General features: G+C 69.8%; 14 protein-coding genes. 4 read left to right on the top strand and 10 right to left on the bottom strand.

Annotation, left to right across the window (positions count from 1 at the left end):
• Positions 1 to 8: 8 nt before the first annotated feature.
• Positions 9 to 368: an NADH-quinone oxidoreductase subunit A gene (locus tag OG202_RS29235; protein WP_005476348.1), complete on the bottom strand. Its 360-nt coding sequence runs from the start codon at positions 366 to 368 to the stop codon at positions 9 to 11.
• A gap of 717 nt (positions 369 to 1,085) precedes the next feature.
• Between OG202_RS29235 and OG202_RS29230 the strand changes: the two genes are divergently transcribed.
• The gene (locus tag OG202_RS29230) at positions 1,086 to 1,913 is read left to right on the top strand and encodes a C40 family peptidase (protein WP_327728227.1); all 828 of its coding nucleotides are present in this window, start codon (positions 1,086 to 1,088) and stop codon (positions 1,911 to 1,913) included.
• Positions 1,914 to 2,353: 440 nt separating this feature from the next.
• On the opposite strand, the gene OG202_RS29225 is transcribed toward OG202_RS29230, so the two are convergent.
• Entirely contained in the window at positions 2,354 to 3,646 is a 1,293-nt protein-coding gene (locus OG202_RS29225; protein WP_326579012.1) for a geranylgeranyl reductase family protein, read from the bottom strand.
• 147 nt (positions 3,647 to 3,793) lie between these two features.
• Here OG202_RS29225 and OG202_RS29220 point away from each other — a divergent pair, with 147 nt between their 5' ends.
• Both OG202_RS29220 and OG202_RS29215 read left to right on the top strand, forming a co-directional pair.
• The gene (locus OG202_RS29220; RefSeq protein WP_326579014.1) at positions 3,794 to 4,297 is read left to right on the top strand and encodes a GNAT family N-acetyltransferase; all 504 of its coding nucleotides are present in this window, start codon (positions 3,794 to 3,796) and stop codon (positions 4,295 to 4,297) included.
• 318 nt (positions 4,298 to 4,615) lie between these two features.
• Positions 4,616 to 4,939, top strand: coding sequence for a PASTA domain-containing protein (locus OG202_RS29215; protein WP_326579016.1), 324 nt, complete (start codon positions 4,616 to 4,618; stop codon positions 4,937 to 4,939).
• A 21-nt stretch (positions 4,940 to 4,960) separates the two neighbouring features.
• Here the strand turns inward: OG202_RS29215 and OG202_RS29210 are convergent, their stop codons facing one another.
• The 5 genes from OG202_RS29210 to OG202_RS29190 all read right to left on the bottom strand — a co-directional run bounded on the left by OG202_RS29210 (position 4,961) and on the right by OG202_RS29190 (position 11,862).
• Positions 4,961 to 6,952: a zinc ribbon domain-containing protein gene (locus OG202_RS29210; protein WP_328223847.1), complete on the bottom strand. Its 1,992-nt coding sequence runs from the start codon at positions 6,950 to 6,952 to the stop codon at positions 4,961 to 4,963.
• Between the two features lie 197 nt (positions 6,953 to 7,149).
• Positions 7,150 to 7,848, bottom strand: a complete 699-nt coding sequence (locus OG202_RS29205) for a demethylmenaquinone methyltransferase (RefSeq protein ID WP_327728229.1) — start codon at positions 7,846 to 7,848, stop codon at positions 7,150 to 7,152.
• A complete protein-coding gene (locus tag OG202_RS29200) occupies positions 7,845 to 9,053 on the bottom strand; it encodes an acyltransferase family protein (RefSeq protein ID WP_328223846.1) in 1,209 nt (402 codons plus the stop codon). Before OG202_RS29200 ends, OG202_RS29205 begins: the two co-directional genes overlap by 4 nt.
• Complete coding sequence (locus OG202_RS29195) at positions 9,053 to 11,398, bottom strand: bifunctional polysaccharide deacetylase/glycosyltransferase family 2 protein (RefSeq protein WP_327728231.1); 2,346 nt, start codon at positions 11,396 to 11,398, stop codon at positions 9,053 to 9,055. Before OG202_RS29195 ends, OG202_RS29200 begins: the two co-directional genes overlap by 1 nt.
• Before the next feature lie 17 nt (positions 11,399 to 11,415).
• Positions 11,416 to 11,862 carry a hypothetical protein gene (locus OG202_RS29190; RefSeq protein ID WP_328223845.1) on the bottom strand — a complete coding sequence of 149 codons (447 nt, stop codon included), beginning with the start codon at positions 11,860 to 11,862 and terminating at the stop codon, positions 11,416 to 11,418.
• Between the two features lie 284 nt (positions 11,863 to 12,146).
• Between OG202_RS29190 and OG202_RS29185 the strand changes: the two genes are divergently transcribed.
• Positions 12,147 to 13,211, top strand: a complete 1,065-nt coding sequence (locus OG202_RS29185) for a chitinase (protein ID WP_328223844.1) — start codon at positions 12,147 to 12,149, stop codon at positions 13,209 to 13,211.
• A 110-nt stretch (positions 13,212 to 13,321) separates the two neighbouring features.
• On the opposite strand, the gene OG202_RS29180 is transcribed toward OG202_RS29185, so the two are convergent.
• The 3 genes from OG202_RS29180 to OG202_RS29170 all read right to left on the bottom strand — a co-directional run bounded on the left by OG202_RS29180 (position 13,322) and on the right by OG202_RS29170 (position 15,877).
• Positions 13,322 to 13,771: an imidazolonepropionase-like domain-containing protein gene (locus tag OG202_RS29180; RefSeq protein ID WP_327728234.1), complete on the bottom strand. Its 450-nt coding sequence runs from the start codon at positions 13,769 to 13,771 to the stop codon at positions 13,322 to 13,324.
• A 7-nt stretch (positions 13,772 to 13,778) separates the two neighbouring features.
• Positions 13,779 to 14,978 (bottom strand): cyclic dehypoxanthinyl futalosine synthase, encoded by a 1,200-nt coding sequence (mqnC, locus tag OG202_RS29175; RefSeq protein ID WP_326579032.1) that lies wholly within the window; start codon positions 14,976 to 14,978, stop codon positions 13,779 to 13,781.
• Positions 14,979 to 15,103: 125 nt separating this feature from the next.
• The gene (locus OG202_RS29170) at positions 15,104 to 15,877 is read right to left on the bottom strand and encodes an A24 family peptidase (RefSeq protein WP_327728235.1); all 774 of its coding nucleotides are present in this window, start codon (positions 15,875 to 15,877) and stop codon (positions 15,104 to 15,106) included.
• Between the last annotated feature and the right edge of the window lie 44 nt (positions 15,878 to 15,921).

Below are 15,921 nucleotides of genomic sequence, written 5' to 3'. Positions count from 1 at the left end.
AAGGCCCCTCAGTCCCATTCCAGGCCGCCGCGGCGCCAGACGTACGCGTAGGCCACGAAGACGGTGAGCACGAAGAGCAGCATCTCCACGAGCCCGAAAACACCCAGGGCGTCGAAGGTGACGGCCCAGGGGTAGAGGAAGACGATCTCGATGTCGAAGACGATGAAGAGCATCGCCGTCAGGTAGTACTTGATGGGAAAACGCCCTCCGCCGGCCGGCGTGGGGGTGGGCTCGATCCCGCACTCGTATGCCTCGAGCTTGGCCCGGTTGTAGCGCTTCGGGCCGATCAGCGAGGCCATGATCACGGAGAAGATCGCAAAGCCTGCCCCGAGGGCTCCCAGTACGAGGATGGGCGCATAGGCGTTCACCGCTCCTCGCTCCTCTCAGTCGGCACTGACTGCTGGCGGATGGCGTGGGCCCTGCTCTCCCGCCGCACCGGTCCCACGAACTCCGCCCGTTCCGACGAAGATCGCGAACATGTGAAGCAGGTCACAAGCCCAACTGCCCCGCATCCTATGCCTGCCGGTCTGTGATCTGCGACACGGGGTACAGCACCGAGTTTGTGATCTCCACCACCCGACGAAGGATCATGAAGTCGGATGAGCGTTGATCTTCATACATGAAGCGCCAGACTGATCACCAGAAGTGACATTTTCGCTCGTCACCGCTGGTCACGCGGGTCGTCTCCATATCAAGAGGGTTCCGCTGCATGCAAATTGGCGCTGGACGAGGTCGCTTGATAGAGCGCCGCGTTCACACCCCGGGGGGAGGCCCGGCGGCCGATGTGGACGCGTGCACACATTCACGAGCGCCGGGAGCGGGTGATCCCGCGCGGGACGCGGCATGGACGGGTGACCGTTCCGTGACCTGCGCCACACCGGAGCGAGATCAAATCAACGGGCCTTGGCCACTCGCTGCAATCGATGGTAAGCGCAGGGCAATTCGGGCGTAATCACGAAAGTGCATGATCACAGGCATGTTCGACCCTGTCCGCTATGCCCGTTACGGCGTCAATAAAGAGTGACGCACAGGGAATTTACGGCCTCCGTTGAACAACTGTGGCGCAGCACACGTTTCTTGAAGGTATGGAGGAGTCGCTGGTACCGCTTGTACCCATGTCCCACACCGCTCACATACGCAGCCACCGAAAACCCCGCCGCAACGCGTCCTCGATCGCGATGCGCGCCGGAGTCGCCGGTGGCGTTCTCAGCACCGTGGCAGTGGCCGGCGCGTCCACGTCGGCTTTCGCCGCGGAGCCGGTGACGCAGACGCTCGAACTGCCCACCCTCACGGCCGACCTGGCCACGCAGGCCGCGCAGTCCGCGGACGCCACGCAGGCGATGGCGGCCGACTACCAGCTCCAGGCCGAGCGTGACCTGGCCGCCGAGCAGGCCGCCAAGCAGGCCGAGAAGGACCTGGTCAAGGCGAAGAAGGAAGAGGCCCGCAAGAAGGCCGCCGCCGAGGCCGAGCGCAAGGCCGAGGCCGAGCGTGCCGCGCGGGACAGTGAGCGGACCACTCTCACGTCCAACTCGGCGACCACCACGACGACGCCCGCCACCGGCAGCGTCAGCACGGTGATCGGCTTCCTCAAGGCACAGGTCGGCGACGCCTACGTCCTCGGCGCCACGGGCCCCAACGCGTGGGACTGCTCCTCGCTCGTGCAGGCCGCGTTCAAGCAGGTCGGCGTGGACCTCCCCCGGGTCTCGCAGGACCAGTCGATGCAGGGCACCGAGGTCTCGCTGTCCAACCTGCAGGTCGGCGACATCCTGTACTGGGGCTCCAAGGGCTCCGCGTACCACGTGGGTGTGTACATCGGGGACGGCCAGTACCTCGACGCGGCGAACCCCTCCAAGGGCGTCGTCATCCAGGATCTCTCCGGCTACCCGGCGACGGGTGCGGTGCGCGTGCTCTGAGCCGACGCGCACGCGGTCGCCCAGACGCTTTTCGAGAGGGCCGCTCTTCCCATGGGGGACAGCGGCCCTTCGGGCTGCCCTCGTAAAGGGCCACAGGGGCCCCACAGGGCGCCTTTCACCCCAGGCGTGGGGGCGCAGGACAGGCCGAGCCGACAACGGCCCCCGTCGAGGCGTTCCAGGGGTTCCGTCTCCGAGGGCCGGTACGGCGCCCCGGCCTCACGGCGCCCGGTGTCCGAATCGTCCGTGTGGAGCAGCGCGTTGACGGCCGGACGCGCGCGACCATGGCCGACCGGACACGCGAAGTCGCGGTCGGTCGGACACGCTAAGTCGCGGTCGGCCGGACACGCGAAGTCGCGGTCGGCCGGACGCGCGGCGTCGTAGCGGGACGGAAGGTCACGTCCCGCTCACGCACGGCATCCTCGGGCCGGTCGGCCCCGGGGTCACGCCTTCGGCGCCACCTTGCTCAGGCCGTTGATGATGCGGTCCATCGCGTCGCCGCCGGTGGGGTCGGTGAGGTTGGCCAGCATCTTCAGGGTGAACTTCATCAGCAGCGGGTGGGTGAGGCCCCGCTGCGTGGCGAGCTTCATGATCTTCGGGTTGCCGATGAGCTTCACGAAGGCGCGGCCCATCGTGTAGTAGCCGCCGAAGGTGTCCTTGAGGACCTGCGGGTAGCGCTGGAGGGCGAGTTCGCGCTGGCCGGGGGTGGCGCGGGCGTGGGCCTGGACGATGACGTCGGCGGCGATCTGTCCGGATTCCATGGCGTAGGCGATGCCCTCGCCGTTGAACGGGTTCACCATGCCGCCGGCGTCGCCGACGAGCAGCAGCCCCTTGGTGTAGTGGGGTTGCCGGTTGAAGGCCATCGGGAGGGCGGCGCCGCGGATGGGCCCGGTCATGTTCTCGGGGGTGTAGCCCCACTCCTCGGGCATGGACGCGCACCAGGCCTTGAGGACGTCGCGCCAGTCCAGCTCCTTGAAGGCGGCGGAGGTGTTGAGGACGCCCAGACCGACGTTGGACGTGCCGTCCCCCATGCCGAAGATCCAGCCGTAGCCGGGCAGGAGACGGTCCTCGCCCGGGCCTCGCTTGTCCCACAGCTCCAGCCAGGACTCCAGATAGTCGTCGTCGTGGCGCGGGGAGGTGAAGTACGTACGGACCGCGACGCCCATCGGGCGGTCCTCGCGGCGGTGCAGGCCCATCGCGAGGGAGAGCCGGGTGGAGTTGCCGTCGGCCGCCACCACCAGCGGGGCGTGGAAGGTGACTTCCCGCTTCTCGTCGCCGAGCTTGGCGTGCACCCCGGTGATACGGCCCGTGCGGTCGTCGACGATCGGCGCGCCCACGTTGCAGCGCTCGTACAGCCGGGCGCCCGCCTTCTGGGCCTGGCGGGCGAGCTGCTCGTCGAAGTCGTCGCGCTTGCGGACGAGTCCGTAGTCCGGGTAGGAGGCGAGATCCGGCCAGTCGAGCTGGAGGCGGACGCCGCCGCCGATGATCCGCAGCCCCTTGTTGCGGAGCCAGCCGGCCTCCTCGGAGATGTCGATGCCCATCGACACGAGCTGCTTGGTGGCGCGTGGTGTGAGGCCGTCGCCGCAGACCTTCTCCCTGGGGAAGCTGGTCTTCTCCAGGAGCAGCACGTCGAGCCCGGCCTTCGCCAGGTAGTACGCGGTGGTGGAACCGGCTGGCCCGGCCCCGACGACGATCACATCGGCGGTGTGTTCGGTAAGGGGCTGGGGCTCGGTCACGACGGGTTCTCCCCAAGAAGTAGAAGGATCGCAGCGCCGGTCGGCCGGAAGACGAGAAATCCGGAAGACCAGAAAACATGTGCCGACTGGCGTCGGACATGGGCAGTCTATTCAGCGGAACCGATCATCGGCTGAAGGGCTGCCCCTGTGAACAGAGCTCTGCCCGACGTACGGCTGCGTGTCCCCACCGACGAGGACGCCTTCGCCTGGCACCGGATCTTCGACGACCCCGACGTCATGGAGTTCCACGGCGGCCGGTCCGCCGAGCTGTCCGTCTACGAGGAGCTCACCGCGCGCCAGCGCCGCCACGACGCCGAGTACGGGTTCTGCCTGTGGACCATGCTCGACGAGGAGGGCCGGGCGATCGGCTTCACCGGGGCCCAGCCGTGGCCCCGGGAGTGGGGCCCGACCGGCGAGATCGAGATCGGCTGGCGGCTCGCCCGTGACCACTGGGGCAAGGGATATGTGACCGCCGCCGCGACGCAGACCCTGGAGCGGGTGCGGGCGGCCGGTGTCGGCAACGTCGTCGCGATGGTCAACGCCCGCAACGAACGGTCCATCGCCGTCACCCGCCGCCTGGGCATGGAGCTGGCGGAGGAGTACATGACGCCGTCGCAGCAGGTGGGGCACTGCTACCGGCTGGCGCTGTGACGCCGGTCGGCGAGGCCGCCGCTCGTTCGTGACGCGGCTCGTTCGTGACGCGGCTCGTTCGCGATGCGCCTCGTTCGCGATGCGGCTCGTTCGCGATGCGGCTCGTTCGTGACACGGCTCGTTCGCGATGCGCCTCATTCGTGACGCGCCTCATTCGTGACGCGCCTCGTTCGCGATGCGGCTTGTTCGCGATGCGGCTCGTTCGTCATATCGGCAACTCGTCACTCAGAGTAGCAATTTGCCGCAGATTGCAACTCAGTGCTTCCGACCGGGGCCGCTCGGCGGTTACCCTGCCGGTACCGCTGGGGGTGAACATCTGTGCGCACAACACCCAAGTCATTCGAAGTGCGTGTGCCACGGTTCGTCGGGCTGATGGCCGTGGACGCGCGCGAGACGGCCGAGGCGGGCGGGGTGACCCTCGCCGCACCCGACCGGCCCGACTTCCAACGCACCGTCGTGGACTACGTCGTACGGCAGTACCCGCCACCGGGGGTGGAGGTGCCGCGTGGGGCCGCCGTGACCGTGTGGTTCGAGTTGGGGGACGAGGGCGGGGGTGTCCGGGAGCCGCGACGCGCGGGGCCCCCGCCCGGGTTGCGCAGGGCGTTGGACGAGCCGGGGGATCCGTTCGCGGTTCTTCGGTAGGAGCGTGGTGGGACGTGCCCCCTATTTCTGCCAGAGCAGGATCGCCGCCGCACCTCCCCCGCCGATCACGAAGGCCGCCGCGATCGTGACGGCCCAGATGAGGGTCCGGCTGCGTGGCCTGGCGGGTTCGGCGGGTGGCAGGTGGTGGTGGCCGAGCTCGACGAGCGGAGGCTCGTACGGGGTCGGGGCCGGAGCCGGAGCCGGAGCCGGAGGCTGCCGCGGGATCCCGTAGTGCGCCGGGCCGTCGCTGGGCATGGCCGGGATCGGGGGTGCGATCACCGCCGTGCGCGCTCCCGCCATCTGGACCAGGTAGGGCGCGAGGAAGGCCGCGGCGAAGATCCAGAGGAGTCCGAAGAGGAGCACCTCGGGGATGTCGAGGCCGACGTCCACCTGGCCCGCGGCCGAGAACTCGTTGCTGAAGTCGGCCGTGGCGGAGCCCGAGGCCTCCATGCCGAAGCCGCTGATGCCGGCGAGGAGGAGGAAGAGACCGAAGAAGACACCCGCGGCGAGGAGTTGCTCGCCACGGCCCGCGGAACGGCGGGCCGCGAGGACACCGAGGATCAGGGCGCAGACCGCGCCGAGCGCCAACGCGCCCACGACCGCCCAGGAGTTGACGGCGTCGCCCAGTTCGGAGAGCCCGAACGCCTCGCGCTCGTAACCGCCGTACGGGCGGGGCTCGACGAGTCCGTAGTCGCCGGACGAGTCGTACGAGGTGTCGTCCCCGTACCGCGTACGGCCCGCCTCGCCCTCGATGGACGCGCCCCAGGAGAGGCCGAGGACGTGGACTGCGAGGTTGGGCAGAACGAGGAGCACGAGGAGGAGCGGGTTGAGGTCCTCCTCCCATTCGCCCTGCCACTCGTCGCTCGCCGCGAGGACGACGAAGGTGACGAGCGAGCAGAGGGCGAGGACGATCGCCATGGCGCGTACGGCGGTTCCGGTCGCCCGGAACAGCGCCTGGGGCCCTGGGCGAACGGCCAGCCAGGCCGCCAGGTCGTCGCGTTGCAGCAGGCCGGCCGAGACGGCGGCGGTGAGCAGCAGCGCGCCCAGTGCCGCACGCCAGGGTGACGTCGAGACCTCGGCGAGGGCGATCTCGGGCTGCGCGAACAGCCCCAGCAGCAGCACGGCGGCGGTCACCAGCAGCGTGACCCGCACGGCCGCTTCGAGCCCGGCGGTACGGCTGCCCCCGGGCACCACCCCGGGACCTCCGGCACCGGCGTACGCGCCGCCGTATCCACCGGCGTACGCGCCACCGTGCACACCGCCGCCGTACGCGCCGCGTGTCACCAGGCGCGTACGGAGTTGCCGTACGCCGAGGACGAGCGCCCCGATGAACAGGGCGGTCACCGTGAGCGGGACCAGGGTCAGGGTGACGGCTCCCTCGGCGGACCGGAAGTCGCCTGTGTAGCCGTCGCTGATCCCGGAGGCCTCGAAGCCGCCGCCGAGGCCCTGCAGGAGGGCGGCGAGGGTGAGGCCCAGACGGTCGCCGAAGCCGACGAGGTCCTCCTCGTCCTGGCCGTACGACGGGATGGCCAGCGCGACGGCGGCGGCGAAGAGGAGCCCGACCGGCCAGAGCGCGGCCAGTGCGGAGCCGCCCCAGTCGCCCCGGAAGGCCCGTCCGAGGAAGGCGCCGACCGGTGAGGGACGGGCGGGGACGGGGGCGTACCCGGGTGGCGGTGGCGGTGGACCGAGGGGTGGCGCGCCCGGTGGGGCTGCCGGGAGAAACGCCGGGAGAAACGCCGGGAGGGACGCCGAGGGGGCCATTCCCGGGGCCCCCGACGGATCCGTTCCCGGGACTCCCGGCGGCGGTGTCGGGATGGCCGCCGTTCCCGGAGCCGGTGAGGGCGGGGGCGTCGGGGGTGGAGCCGGTGGTGGCGTCGCGGGTGGGGCCGGCGGAGCCCCGGCCCCGGTGCCGGTCTCCGCCGCAGGAACCGGCATCCGTTCCCGCCCGCACGTCATGCAGAAGCGTGCGTCGTCGGGACCGGGTGTTCCGCAGTGCGGGCAGTAGGACGTCATGGAACGCTCCGTCATTCAGAGAACTCGTGCCGTGATGCGACGTGGTCGCCTGGCGCACCGGTGGTCGTGCGACATCACCGGCGCGTGCCGACGTATCAACGGACGGTAGTTTCTGTTGACCGGTTCCCGTCAACAGGATTCCCTGACGGGCACCCCTCGTACGGGTGAACTCAGAGCCTTACGGGCGGTCTTGAGCCCTACGACTGGCCCTTGAACCCCCGGTGCAGCGCGGCGACCCCACCCGTGAGGTTCCGCCACGCGACCTTGTCCCAGCCGGCCTTCCGGAGGCGCTCGGCGAGGCCCGCCTGGTCGGGCCAGGCACGGATGGACTCGGCGAGGTAGACGTACGCGTCCGGGTTGGACGACACCGCGCGGGCGACGGGCGGCAGCGCGCGCATCAGGTACTCGGTGTAGACGGTCCGGAACGGTGTCCACGTCGGGTGGGAGAACTCGCAGATCACGACGCGGCCGCCGGGCTTGGTCACCCGGTACAGCTCGCGCAGCGCGGTGTCGGTGTCCTGCACGTTGCGTAGCCCGAAGGAGATGGTCACCGCGTCGAAGGTGTCGTCCTTGAACGGCAGCTTCGTGGCGTCGCCCGCGGTGAACGGCAGCCAGGAGGTGCGCTCCTTGCCGACCCGGAGCATGCCGAGGGAGAAGTCGCACGGCACGACGTAGGCGCCGGTCCGCGCGAAGGGCAGCGACGAGGTGCCCGTGCCGGCCGCGAGGTCCAGGATCTTCTGCGCGGGGCGGGCGTCCACCGCCCGCGCGACCTCCTTGCGCCAGCGCCGGTCCTGCCCGAGGGACAGCACGTCGTTGGTCAGGTCGTACCGTTTCGCCACTCGGTCGAACATCGAGGCGACTTCGTGCGGCTGCTTGTCCAGGGATGCGCGGGTCACGGGCCCATTGTGGCAGTACGGGCCGGGCGCCCACGCGGCGCCCGGCCCACAGAGGGCCACGGCAACAGCTTCGGCTTCTTCTTCGCCGCCACGTCCTCCACCCAACCGCCGAGCAGGACGAACACGCCGATCAGGAGCCAGCCGATGCCGAACATGAACCACTGGCTCTCCAGCGGCAGGTACGTCTCGAACGCCGGGACGTTCCAGAACCGGTCGATCAGCGGGACGGCGAGGATCAGGGCGATCTCGTGCCAGAGATAGATCGTCACCGCGCGGGAGTTGAAGATCGTGACGGTCCGGTCCAGGTGCCGGAAACGGGTCAGTCCGGCGAAGTCGACCTTGAAGTACGCCTTCGCGTAGAGCAGGAGCGTCACGAACCCGGCGGAGAAGAACGCCTGGGCGAGGGGGATGTCGTCGAGGTCGTACGAGCCGGTCTCCTCCTGGTGGGTGAAGGCGTACAAGGCGCCGAAGCCGAGGGCCGCGAGGGAGAGGGCGGTGACCGCGAACGGCTTCAGCCTCGCCAGGACGCCCTCACGGTGGGCGAAGCCCAGCATCCAGCAGAACAGGAAGGTCGCCAGGTCGGTCAGGGCGCCGCCGAGGCGGTCGTCCGGGGGTTCCCAGAGGAAGTGGAAGACCAGGACAGGCGACAGCGACAGCAGGAGGACCGGGACCGGGGCCAGCCGGAACAGCTTCAGCAGGGGCGGGGAGAGCAGGACGAACCAGAGGTAGGTGCGCAGGTACCAGAGGATCTCCCAGGCCTGTTCGCCCCAGGCGTTGCCCGGGGGGTCGCCCAGCGGGACGACCCAGAAGACGATCTGCCAACCGGGCATCCAGCCGTGGACCAGCATGGCGACGACCACGAAGAGGCCCCAGAACCAGAAGGGGGGCAGGAGCCGCCGGAAGCGGCTCCTGATGACCTTGGGTGCGGGGCGGTCCAGGGACTTCGCCATGAGGGTGCCGGCGAGGGCGAACATGACGCCCATGGAGGGGAAGGCCATGCCGGCCCAGGGCCAGCCGAAGGTGTGGTACGTGACCACGCGGATGAGGGCGAGGGCGCGGAGGGTGTCGAAGTACCTGTCGCGCACGGGGACCTGTATCGGGACCTGCACGGGGACCTCGGTCGCGTCGGGCCCCGGCACAGCAGGGGCAGCAGGAGCAGCAGGAGCCTCGGCCGCGGCCGCGGTCCCCTTCCGGTGCGACCCCATCAGCTCGCCCCGGCCGGTGTGCCGACCTCGCCCGTGCGCTTGAGTTTCTGCCAGCGCAGGCGGCCGCCCGTCAGAGCCGTGACGCAGGAATGGATGAGGACGAGGTACATCATCTGCCGGTAGGCGAGTTGCTGGAGCGGGAGCATCAGCAGATAGCGGTACTTCTCCTTGTCGAGCTTGAAGGCGTAGGCCGCGCAGACCAGTTGGACGCCCAGGACCGCCAGCCAGGCCAGCAGGGAGGCCTGGAAGTCGACGAAGATCATGGCGTAGACGGTGAAGACGTCGATGAGGGGCGCGAAGACCGGTGTGACGACCTGGAAGATGACGACCAGGGGCATGCCGACGCGGCCGAAGCGGCCCGACGGGCCCGTGTCCGTCAGGGACTTGCGGTGCTTCCAGAGGGCCTGCATGGTGCCGTACGACCAGCGGTAGCGCTGCGACCAGAGCTGCTTCAGCGAGGCCGGGGCCTCGGTCCAGGCGCGGGCGTGCTCCTGGTAGACGACGCGCCAGCCCGCGCGGTGCATGGCGATGGTGATGTCGGTGTCCTCGGCGAGGGTGTCCTCGCTCATGCCGCCCACCTCCAGCACGGCGTCACGGCGGAACGCGCCGATCGCGCCCGGGATGGTGGGCATGCAGCGCAGCAGGTCGTACATGCGGCGGTCGAGGTTGAAGCCCATCACGTACTCGATGTGCTGCCAGGCGCCGATCATGGTGGTGCGGTTGCCGACCTTGGCGTTGCCGGCGATCGCGCCGACGCCGGGGTCGGCGAAGGGCTGCACCAGCTTGGCGACGGTGTCGGGCTCGAAGACCGTGTCGCCGTCCATCATCACGACGATGTCGTGACTGGCGTTCCGTACACCGTTGTTGAGGGCGGCGGGCTTGCCCGCGTTCTCCTGGCGGATGACCCGGACGTTGGGATAACCGAGGGCCTCGGCGATCTCCTTGGTGCCGTCCGTGGAGCCGTCGTCGACGACGATGATCTCGATGGGGTGCGTGCTCCGGGCCAGGGAGTGCAGCGTGTTGGCTATGCACTCCTTCTCGTTGTACGCGGGCACGATGACCGTCACCGGGCCGGTGATCGGCGGCCCCCAGCTGAAGCGGCGTTTGTTTCGCTCGCGGAAGTGGCGCCGGGCGAGGATCAGCATCATCCCGAAGCGGCCCATGACCGCGACGCCGACGACCATCAGGCCGACCGAGAGGGTCGGTACGGCGTACTCGGCGACGTAGACGGCAGCGACGAGCGCCTTGCCCTCGTAGAGGGTGGCGCCGGTGGCGGTGCGGTGGGCGGCCTGCGCGTTCGACGTGCCCGGGGTGCCCTGCCCGCCCGCGGCGGCGCCGCCCTGTGTCCCGCCCTGTGTCCCGCCCTGCGCGTCGGCCCCGGCGGCGGCGACGGGGGCACCCGCCTGCTGACCGTTCCGCTGGTTGCCCTGGTTGCCCTGGTCGCTCCGGCCGTTCTCGGCGTCGTCCTTCTGGAGGGCGCCGCTGACGGTGGTGAAGGTGTAGCCCTTGGCCTTCATCTTCTCGATGTAGGTGCCGAGCGCGTCGACCGTCTGGGAGCGGTCGCCGCCCGCGTCGTGCATGAGGACCGAGGCGCCCTTGCCGTCGTCCGGCGTGGCCCACTTGATGATCTTCTTGACGCCGGGCTTCTTCCAGTCGTCGCTGTCGGTGTCGACGAAGACGCTGGTGTAGCCCTCCTCGCCGAGCTTCTGGTAGACGGGCCAGCTGTAGTTGTCGATGGCGTCCGTCTCGGAGGAGTACGGGGCGCGGAAGAGCGTGGTCGTGATGCCGGCCGCGCCCGCGAGGGCCAGCTGTGTCTGGGTCATCTCGCGGGTGACGCGGGCGTCGCTCTGGTACGACAGGTCGACGTGGGTGAAGGTGTGGATGCCGATCTCGTGACCGTCCTCGACCATGCCCTCGACGATGTCCGGGTAGCGCGACACCATCGAGCCGACCACGAAGAAGGTCGCGGGGATGTCGTACTTCTTCAGGACGTCGAGGATCTCCGGGGTCCAGGTCGGGTTCGGGCCGTCGTCGAAGGTGAGCGCGATGGTCTGGTCCGGCACGGACTGCGTCTGGGCCTCACCGCCGCGGAAGGTCAGGATCGGCCCGCCGTCGAGGATGTCCTCGGGTACGTCGCTGGAGCCGGCCCCGGTGCGGACGCGCTGGTCGCCGCCGACCTCGGCGCGCAGATAGCCGTCGAGCAGCATCACACTGGTCAGCCCGAGCAGGAGCAGCAGGGCGAGGATGACCCGGGGTTTCTGCAGGGCGGCGGCCTTGCCGGTGGCGCGTTGGAGCTTGGAGGGGGCGCGTCGGCGGCCACGGCGCGCGGGTGTCGTCGTGCTCATGAGGTGGTGCGCTCCCGTCAGTGGGCGGACGCGGACGGGGACGGTACGGCGGTGGGGGCGCCGGAGGGTGCGGTGCCGCCGGGGGCGCCCGAGGGGATGCCCTCGGGGGCGATGCCGCCCTGGGGCTGCGGGCCGTTGCCGCCGCCGCCCGGCACGCCGGACCGGCCGCCGCCTCCGCCGAACGGGAACAGGTCGGACGGGGACGCGGAGATGCCCCAGCCCATGAACGCCATGCCGAGCACGACGGCGTAACCGAGGCATACCACCCCCAGCAGCGTGCCGCAGCGGCGCAGCAGTCTGGCGCGGCGCCCGGAGTTGTCGACGAACACGGGGCCCTCTTCTGCCGGCCCCGTGCCCTGCCTGCCCTGCCTGCCCTGCCTGCGGCGGCTGCCGCGGGCCGGTGCCGAGGTGATCTCGTACACGGCCTCGGGGGTGGAGTTTTCGTTGGCGGACTCGGATTGCATGTCCCCGGATATTAGGCGGCCTTTATTTGGCCAATTCCCAGCTTCTCTTGTGAGACTCCCATGAGAAACTCCTTAACCTGTCCGTTTCCTTAGAGAATCCATGAACGACTGCGAAGCCGTCGGGGTTTGCTTTTGCGGGCATACACCCCACCCAGATAGGTGCGTTTGTCCGGCTGCCGAACCTTTTGCCGTTCACCGTTCCGTGACCGGCCTTCGGAACTGCAATCCCTCACGAAGCACACATGAAGCACAGCCAGGTGTGATTGATTTCCCTCGTGAGTACCGTGAGGAATTCCCTGAAACCGGCCGTCGGACTGATATGTCTGGTGGCCCTGACCTGCGCGGGCTGCACCACGAAGACGGATGATTCCGCCTCCGCGCCCAGCGCTCCGGCGGGCTCGGCCGGCGCGCCGTCGGCCGCCGAGGAGTCGGCGACGGAGGAGTCGTCGGCGGAGGAGTCGTCGGCGGAGTCCAGGACGTCCACGACCTACGCGCCGTACGTGAACGCCACCGACGCCTCCGGCCTCGACGACGCCGGGTCGGCCGCCGCGTACAACCTGGCGTTCGTGATCGCCGACGGCAAGGCGTGCACGCCCGCGTGGAACGGGACGGACGCGATCGACGACACTGCGGTGAAGTCACGTATCTCGGCGCTCACCGACTCGGGGGCGTCGGTGCGGGTCTCGTTCGGTGGTGCCTCGGGCACGGAGCTGGCTCAGGCCTGCGACAGCGCGTCCGAGCTCGCCGAGGCGTACGGCGCGGCGCTCGACGCGGCCGGCTCGACCGAGGCCGACTTCGACGTCGAGGGCGACGCGCTGCGGGACTCCGACTCCGTCGACCTGCGTTCCGAGGCCATCGCGCTCCTTCAGAAGGACCGACCCGACCTCTCCGTCTCCTTCACCCTCCCCGTCATGCCGTCCGGCCTCGACGACGACGGCGTGGCCCTCCTCGACTCGGCCAACGACCACGCCGTCCAGGTCACCACGGTCAACATCATGACCATGAACTACGCCAGTTCGTACGGCGGTGACATGGGCGACTACGCGGAGGAAGCGGCCGAGGCGACGCACGAGCAGTTGATGGACACCTTCGGCACGAGTGAGTCGACGGCGTGGGGGGCGCTGGCGTTGACCTCGATGCTGGGCGTCAACGACGTCGACAACGAGACGTTCACCCTGGAGGACGCGGCGCAGGTACGGGAGTTCGCGGAGGAGAAGGGGGTGGCCTGGGTGTCGATGTGGGCGACGTTCCGGGATCAGGAGTGCGGGGACGGGGCGAAGGACGAGTTGACCGACTGCAGCGGGGTGGATCAGGAGGACGGGGCGTTCGGGGAGGCGTTCTCGGGGTGAGCCGACACGCCCCTTGATCGCATGTCGCCTCTATGGCCTGTCGCCTTTATCGCATGTCGCCTCTATGGCCTGTCGCCTTTATCGCATGTCGCCTCTATCGCCTGTCGCCTTTATCGCCGACGGTGGACCAGGCGCCCGGCGCACACCGTGGCCATGCATACGCCGGCCCCGTCGAAGACCGCCAGGTCCGCTCGGCCGTGCTCGGCGATCGCCGTGGGGCGCGGTCGCGGCAGTACCACCACGTGATTGCGCTCGGCGGCCGACCGGAGTTCCGGGGTGTCGACGTGCTCTTCCAGCACCGCCGCCGCCCCCGACTTCAGCACCGCGTGAACGCGTTCACGTGGGGAGGGCGCGTCCGGGAGCGGGCCCTCGTGGAGGTGGGCGGGACCCAGGACACCGGGCCACCGCCGCACGCGGGCGCCCGGGAACCGCGCCCGGACCTCCTCCAGCGACCCCACGGCATGCACTCGGACGCCCTCCACCGCGACGGCGCCGTCCTTGATGGGCTCCGGGTCGTCCCACGTGCGCCGCACCTCGTCGGCGGCGTGAATCGTCAGCATGTGAGCCCTAGTTGGCGTTCAGCAGCTTCAACTCGGGGTGGGCCGTGCCGCCTTCGATGGCCGTGGACGAGATGTGGGACATGACGCGCTCGTCGACGGGGTCGTTCGCCGGGTCGTCGTGGACGACGATGTGCTCGTAGGTCGTGGCCCGCTGGGCGGGGACGCGGCCCGCCTTGCGGATCAGGTCGATGATCTCCATGCGGTTGGAGCGGTGCTTGGCGCCGGCGGAGGAGACGACGTTCTCCTCCAGCATGATCGAGCCGAGGTCGTCCGCGCCGTAGTGCAGGGAGAGCTGGCCGACCTCCTTGCCGGTGGTGAGCCAGGAGCCCTGGATGTGGGCGATGTTGTCCATGAAGAGCCGGGCGATGGCGATCATGCGCAGGTACTCGAAGAGCGTGGCCTGCGTACGGCCCTTCAGGTGGTTGTTCTCCGGCTGGTAGGTGTACGGGATGAAGGCCCGGAAGCCGCCCGTCCGGTCCTGTACGTCACGGATCATCCGCAGGTGCTCGATGCGCTCGGCGTTGGTCTCGCCGGTGCCCATGAGCATCGTGGACGTGGACTCGACACCCAGGTTGTGCGCGGTCTCCATGATCTCCAGCCAGCGCTCGCCGGACTCCTTCAGGGGCGCGATGGCCTTGCGGGGGCGCGCGGGGAGCAGCTCCGCGCCGGCGCCGGCGAAGGAGTCGAGGCCGGCGGCGTGGATGCGCTGGATGGCCTCCTCGACGCTCACCTTCGAGATCCGGGCCATGTGCTCGACCTCGGACGCGCCGAGGGAGTGGATGACCAGCTGCGGGAAGGCCTTCTTGATGGCGGCGAAGTGCGTCTCGTAGTACTCCACCCCGTAGTCCGGGTGGTGACCGCCCTGGAACATGATCTGGGTGCCGCCCAGCTCGACGGTCTCCGCGCAGCGGCGCAGGATGTCGTCGAGGTCGCGCGTCCAGCCCTTGTCCTTGGCCTTCGGCGGGGCGTAGAACGCGCAGAACTTGCACGCCGTCACGCACACGTTCGTGTAGTTGATGTTCCGCTCGATGATGTACGTCGCGATGTGCTCCGTGCCCGCGTACCGTCGCCTGCGTACGGCGTCGGCGGCGGAGCCGAGCGCGTGCAGCGGGGCGTCGCGGTAGAGGTCGAGCGCTTCCTCTGGCGTGATCCGCCCACCCTCTGCGGCACGGTCGAGAACGGACTGGAGATCGGCCTTCTCGGTCACCGGGAGTGTCCCTTTCGTAAGGGTTGAACGGACCGGCCCAGCCTACGCCAGGGGTCCGGATCGGCCGACGTCAGCCCGGCTGCCTGTGGACAACTCCACGGCCGGGGTCCGTCTGATGCTCCGTCTCAGGCCGCGTACGCCTCCAGCAGCAGCCCGGCGTACGCTCCCGCGATCATGAATGGGCCGAGGGCGACCAGCTGTCGGCGTACGGCGCGGCCCCGGGCCGCCATGACCAGGGTGTACGCGCTGCCGATGAGCGCGCCGGCGAACGTGCCGAGGTACAGCGCGCCCCAGCCGTACCAGCCGAGGACGGCGCCGAGGCCCAGGGCCAGCTTCACGTCGCCGAAGCCGAGGGCCACGGGTCTGATGAGGAAGAAGAGGAAGTAGAAGCCGCCGAGGGCGAGCGCGCCGTATGCCGCGGTACGCCACTGCCCCGCGTGCTCGGGTACGAACGCGACCGCGCCGAGGAGCGTGAGGGCCAGGCCCGCGAAAGGGAGGGTCAGGGGGTCGGGCAGGCGTTGTGCCCCGAGGTCCACGAGGGTGAGCAGTACGCCCAGGGGGGCGAGGAGCAGCCAGACGGCGAGTTCGGGGCGGAAGCCTGTGGTCAGGGCGAGGGTGGCGCAGACGAGGGCGGTCGTGGTGGCGACCGTGGTGGTGCGGGGCCCGTAGGCGCAGGTGGGAGGGGTGATGCCCGGGGAGGCGGGCGCCGGGCAGCGGGCGGGGCCGAGCCAGCCGGATGCGGGGCCGGTGATGGGGTGGCCGGCAGGGCATGCGTGCTGCCAGGGGTGTTCCTCGTCGACGGTGAGGCGGTAGGCGGGGCGGGGGAGCAGTGTGCCCACGGCTCCGCCCCACAGGGCGGCGGCCGTGGTGAGTGCGATCAGCCAGGGGTCGAGAGCCACGTGGTCAGCCTATGAGTGGTGGGGTCCGTGGTGTACCGGGATGT

It is taken from the genome of Streptomyces sp. NBC_00310 (assembly GCF_036208085.1).
Taxonomy (GTDB): Bacteria; Actinomycetota; Actinomycetes; order Streptomycetales; family Streptomycetaceae; genus Streptomyces.
The sequence above is the reverse complement of the archived record's forward strand: the minus strand, read 5'-3'. Positions and strand labels throughout refer to the sequence as shown.

What these genes read in the sequence shown, in the direction of transcription:
- OG202_RS29230 (WP_327728227.1), top strand. Translation starts at nt 1,086, where the DNA reads ATGGAGGAGTCGCTGGTACCGCTTGTACCCATGTCCCACACCGCTCAC.
- OG202_RS29210 (WP_328223847.1), bottom strand. Translation starts at nt 6,952, where the DNA reads ATGACGTCCTACTGCCCGCACTGCGGAACACCCGGTCCCGACGACGCA.
- OG202_RS29200 (WP_328223846.1), bottom strand. Translation starts at nt 9,053, where the DNA reads ATGGGGTCGCACCGGAAGGGGACCGCGGCCGCGGCCGAGGCTCCTGCT.
- OG202_RS29195 (WP_327728231.1), bottom strand. Translation starts at nt 11,398, where the DNA reads ATGAGCACGACGACACCCGCGCGCCGTGGCCGCCGACGCGCCCCCTCC.
- OG202_RS29190 (WP_328223845.1), bottom strand. Translation starts at nt 11,862, where the DNA reads ATGCAATCCGAGTCCGCCAACGAAAACTCCACCCCCGAGGCCGTGTAC.
- OG202_RS29180 (WP_327728234.1), bottom strand. Translation starts at nt 13,771, where the DNA reads ATGCTGACGATTCACGCCGCCGACGAGGTGCGGCGCACGTGGGACGAC.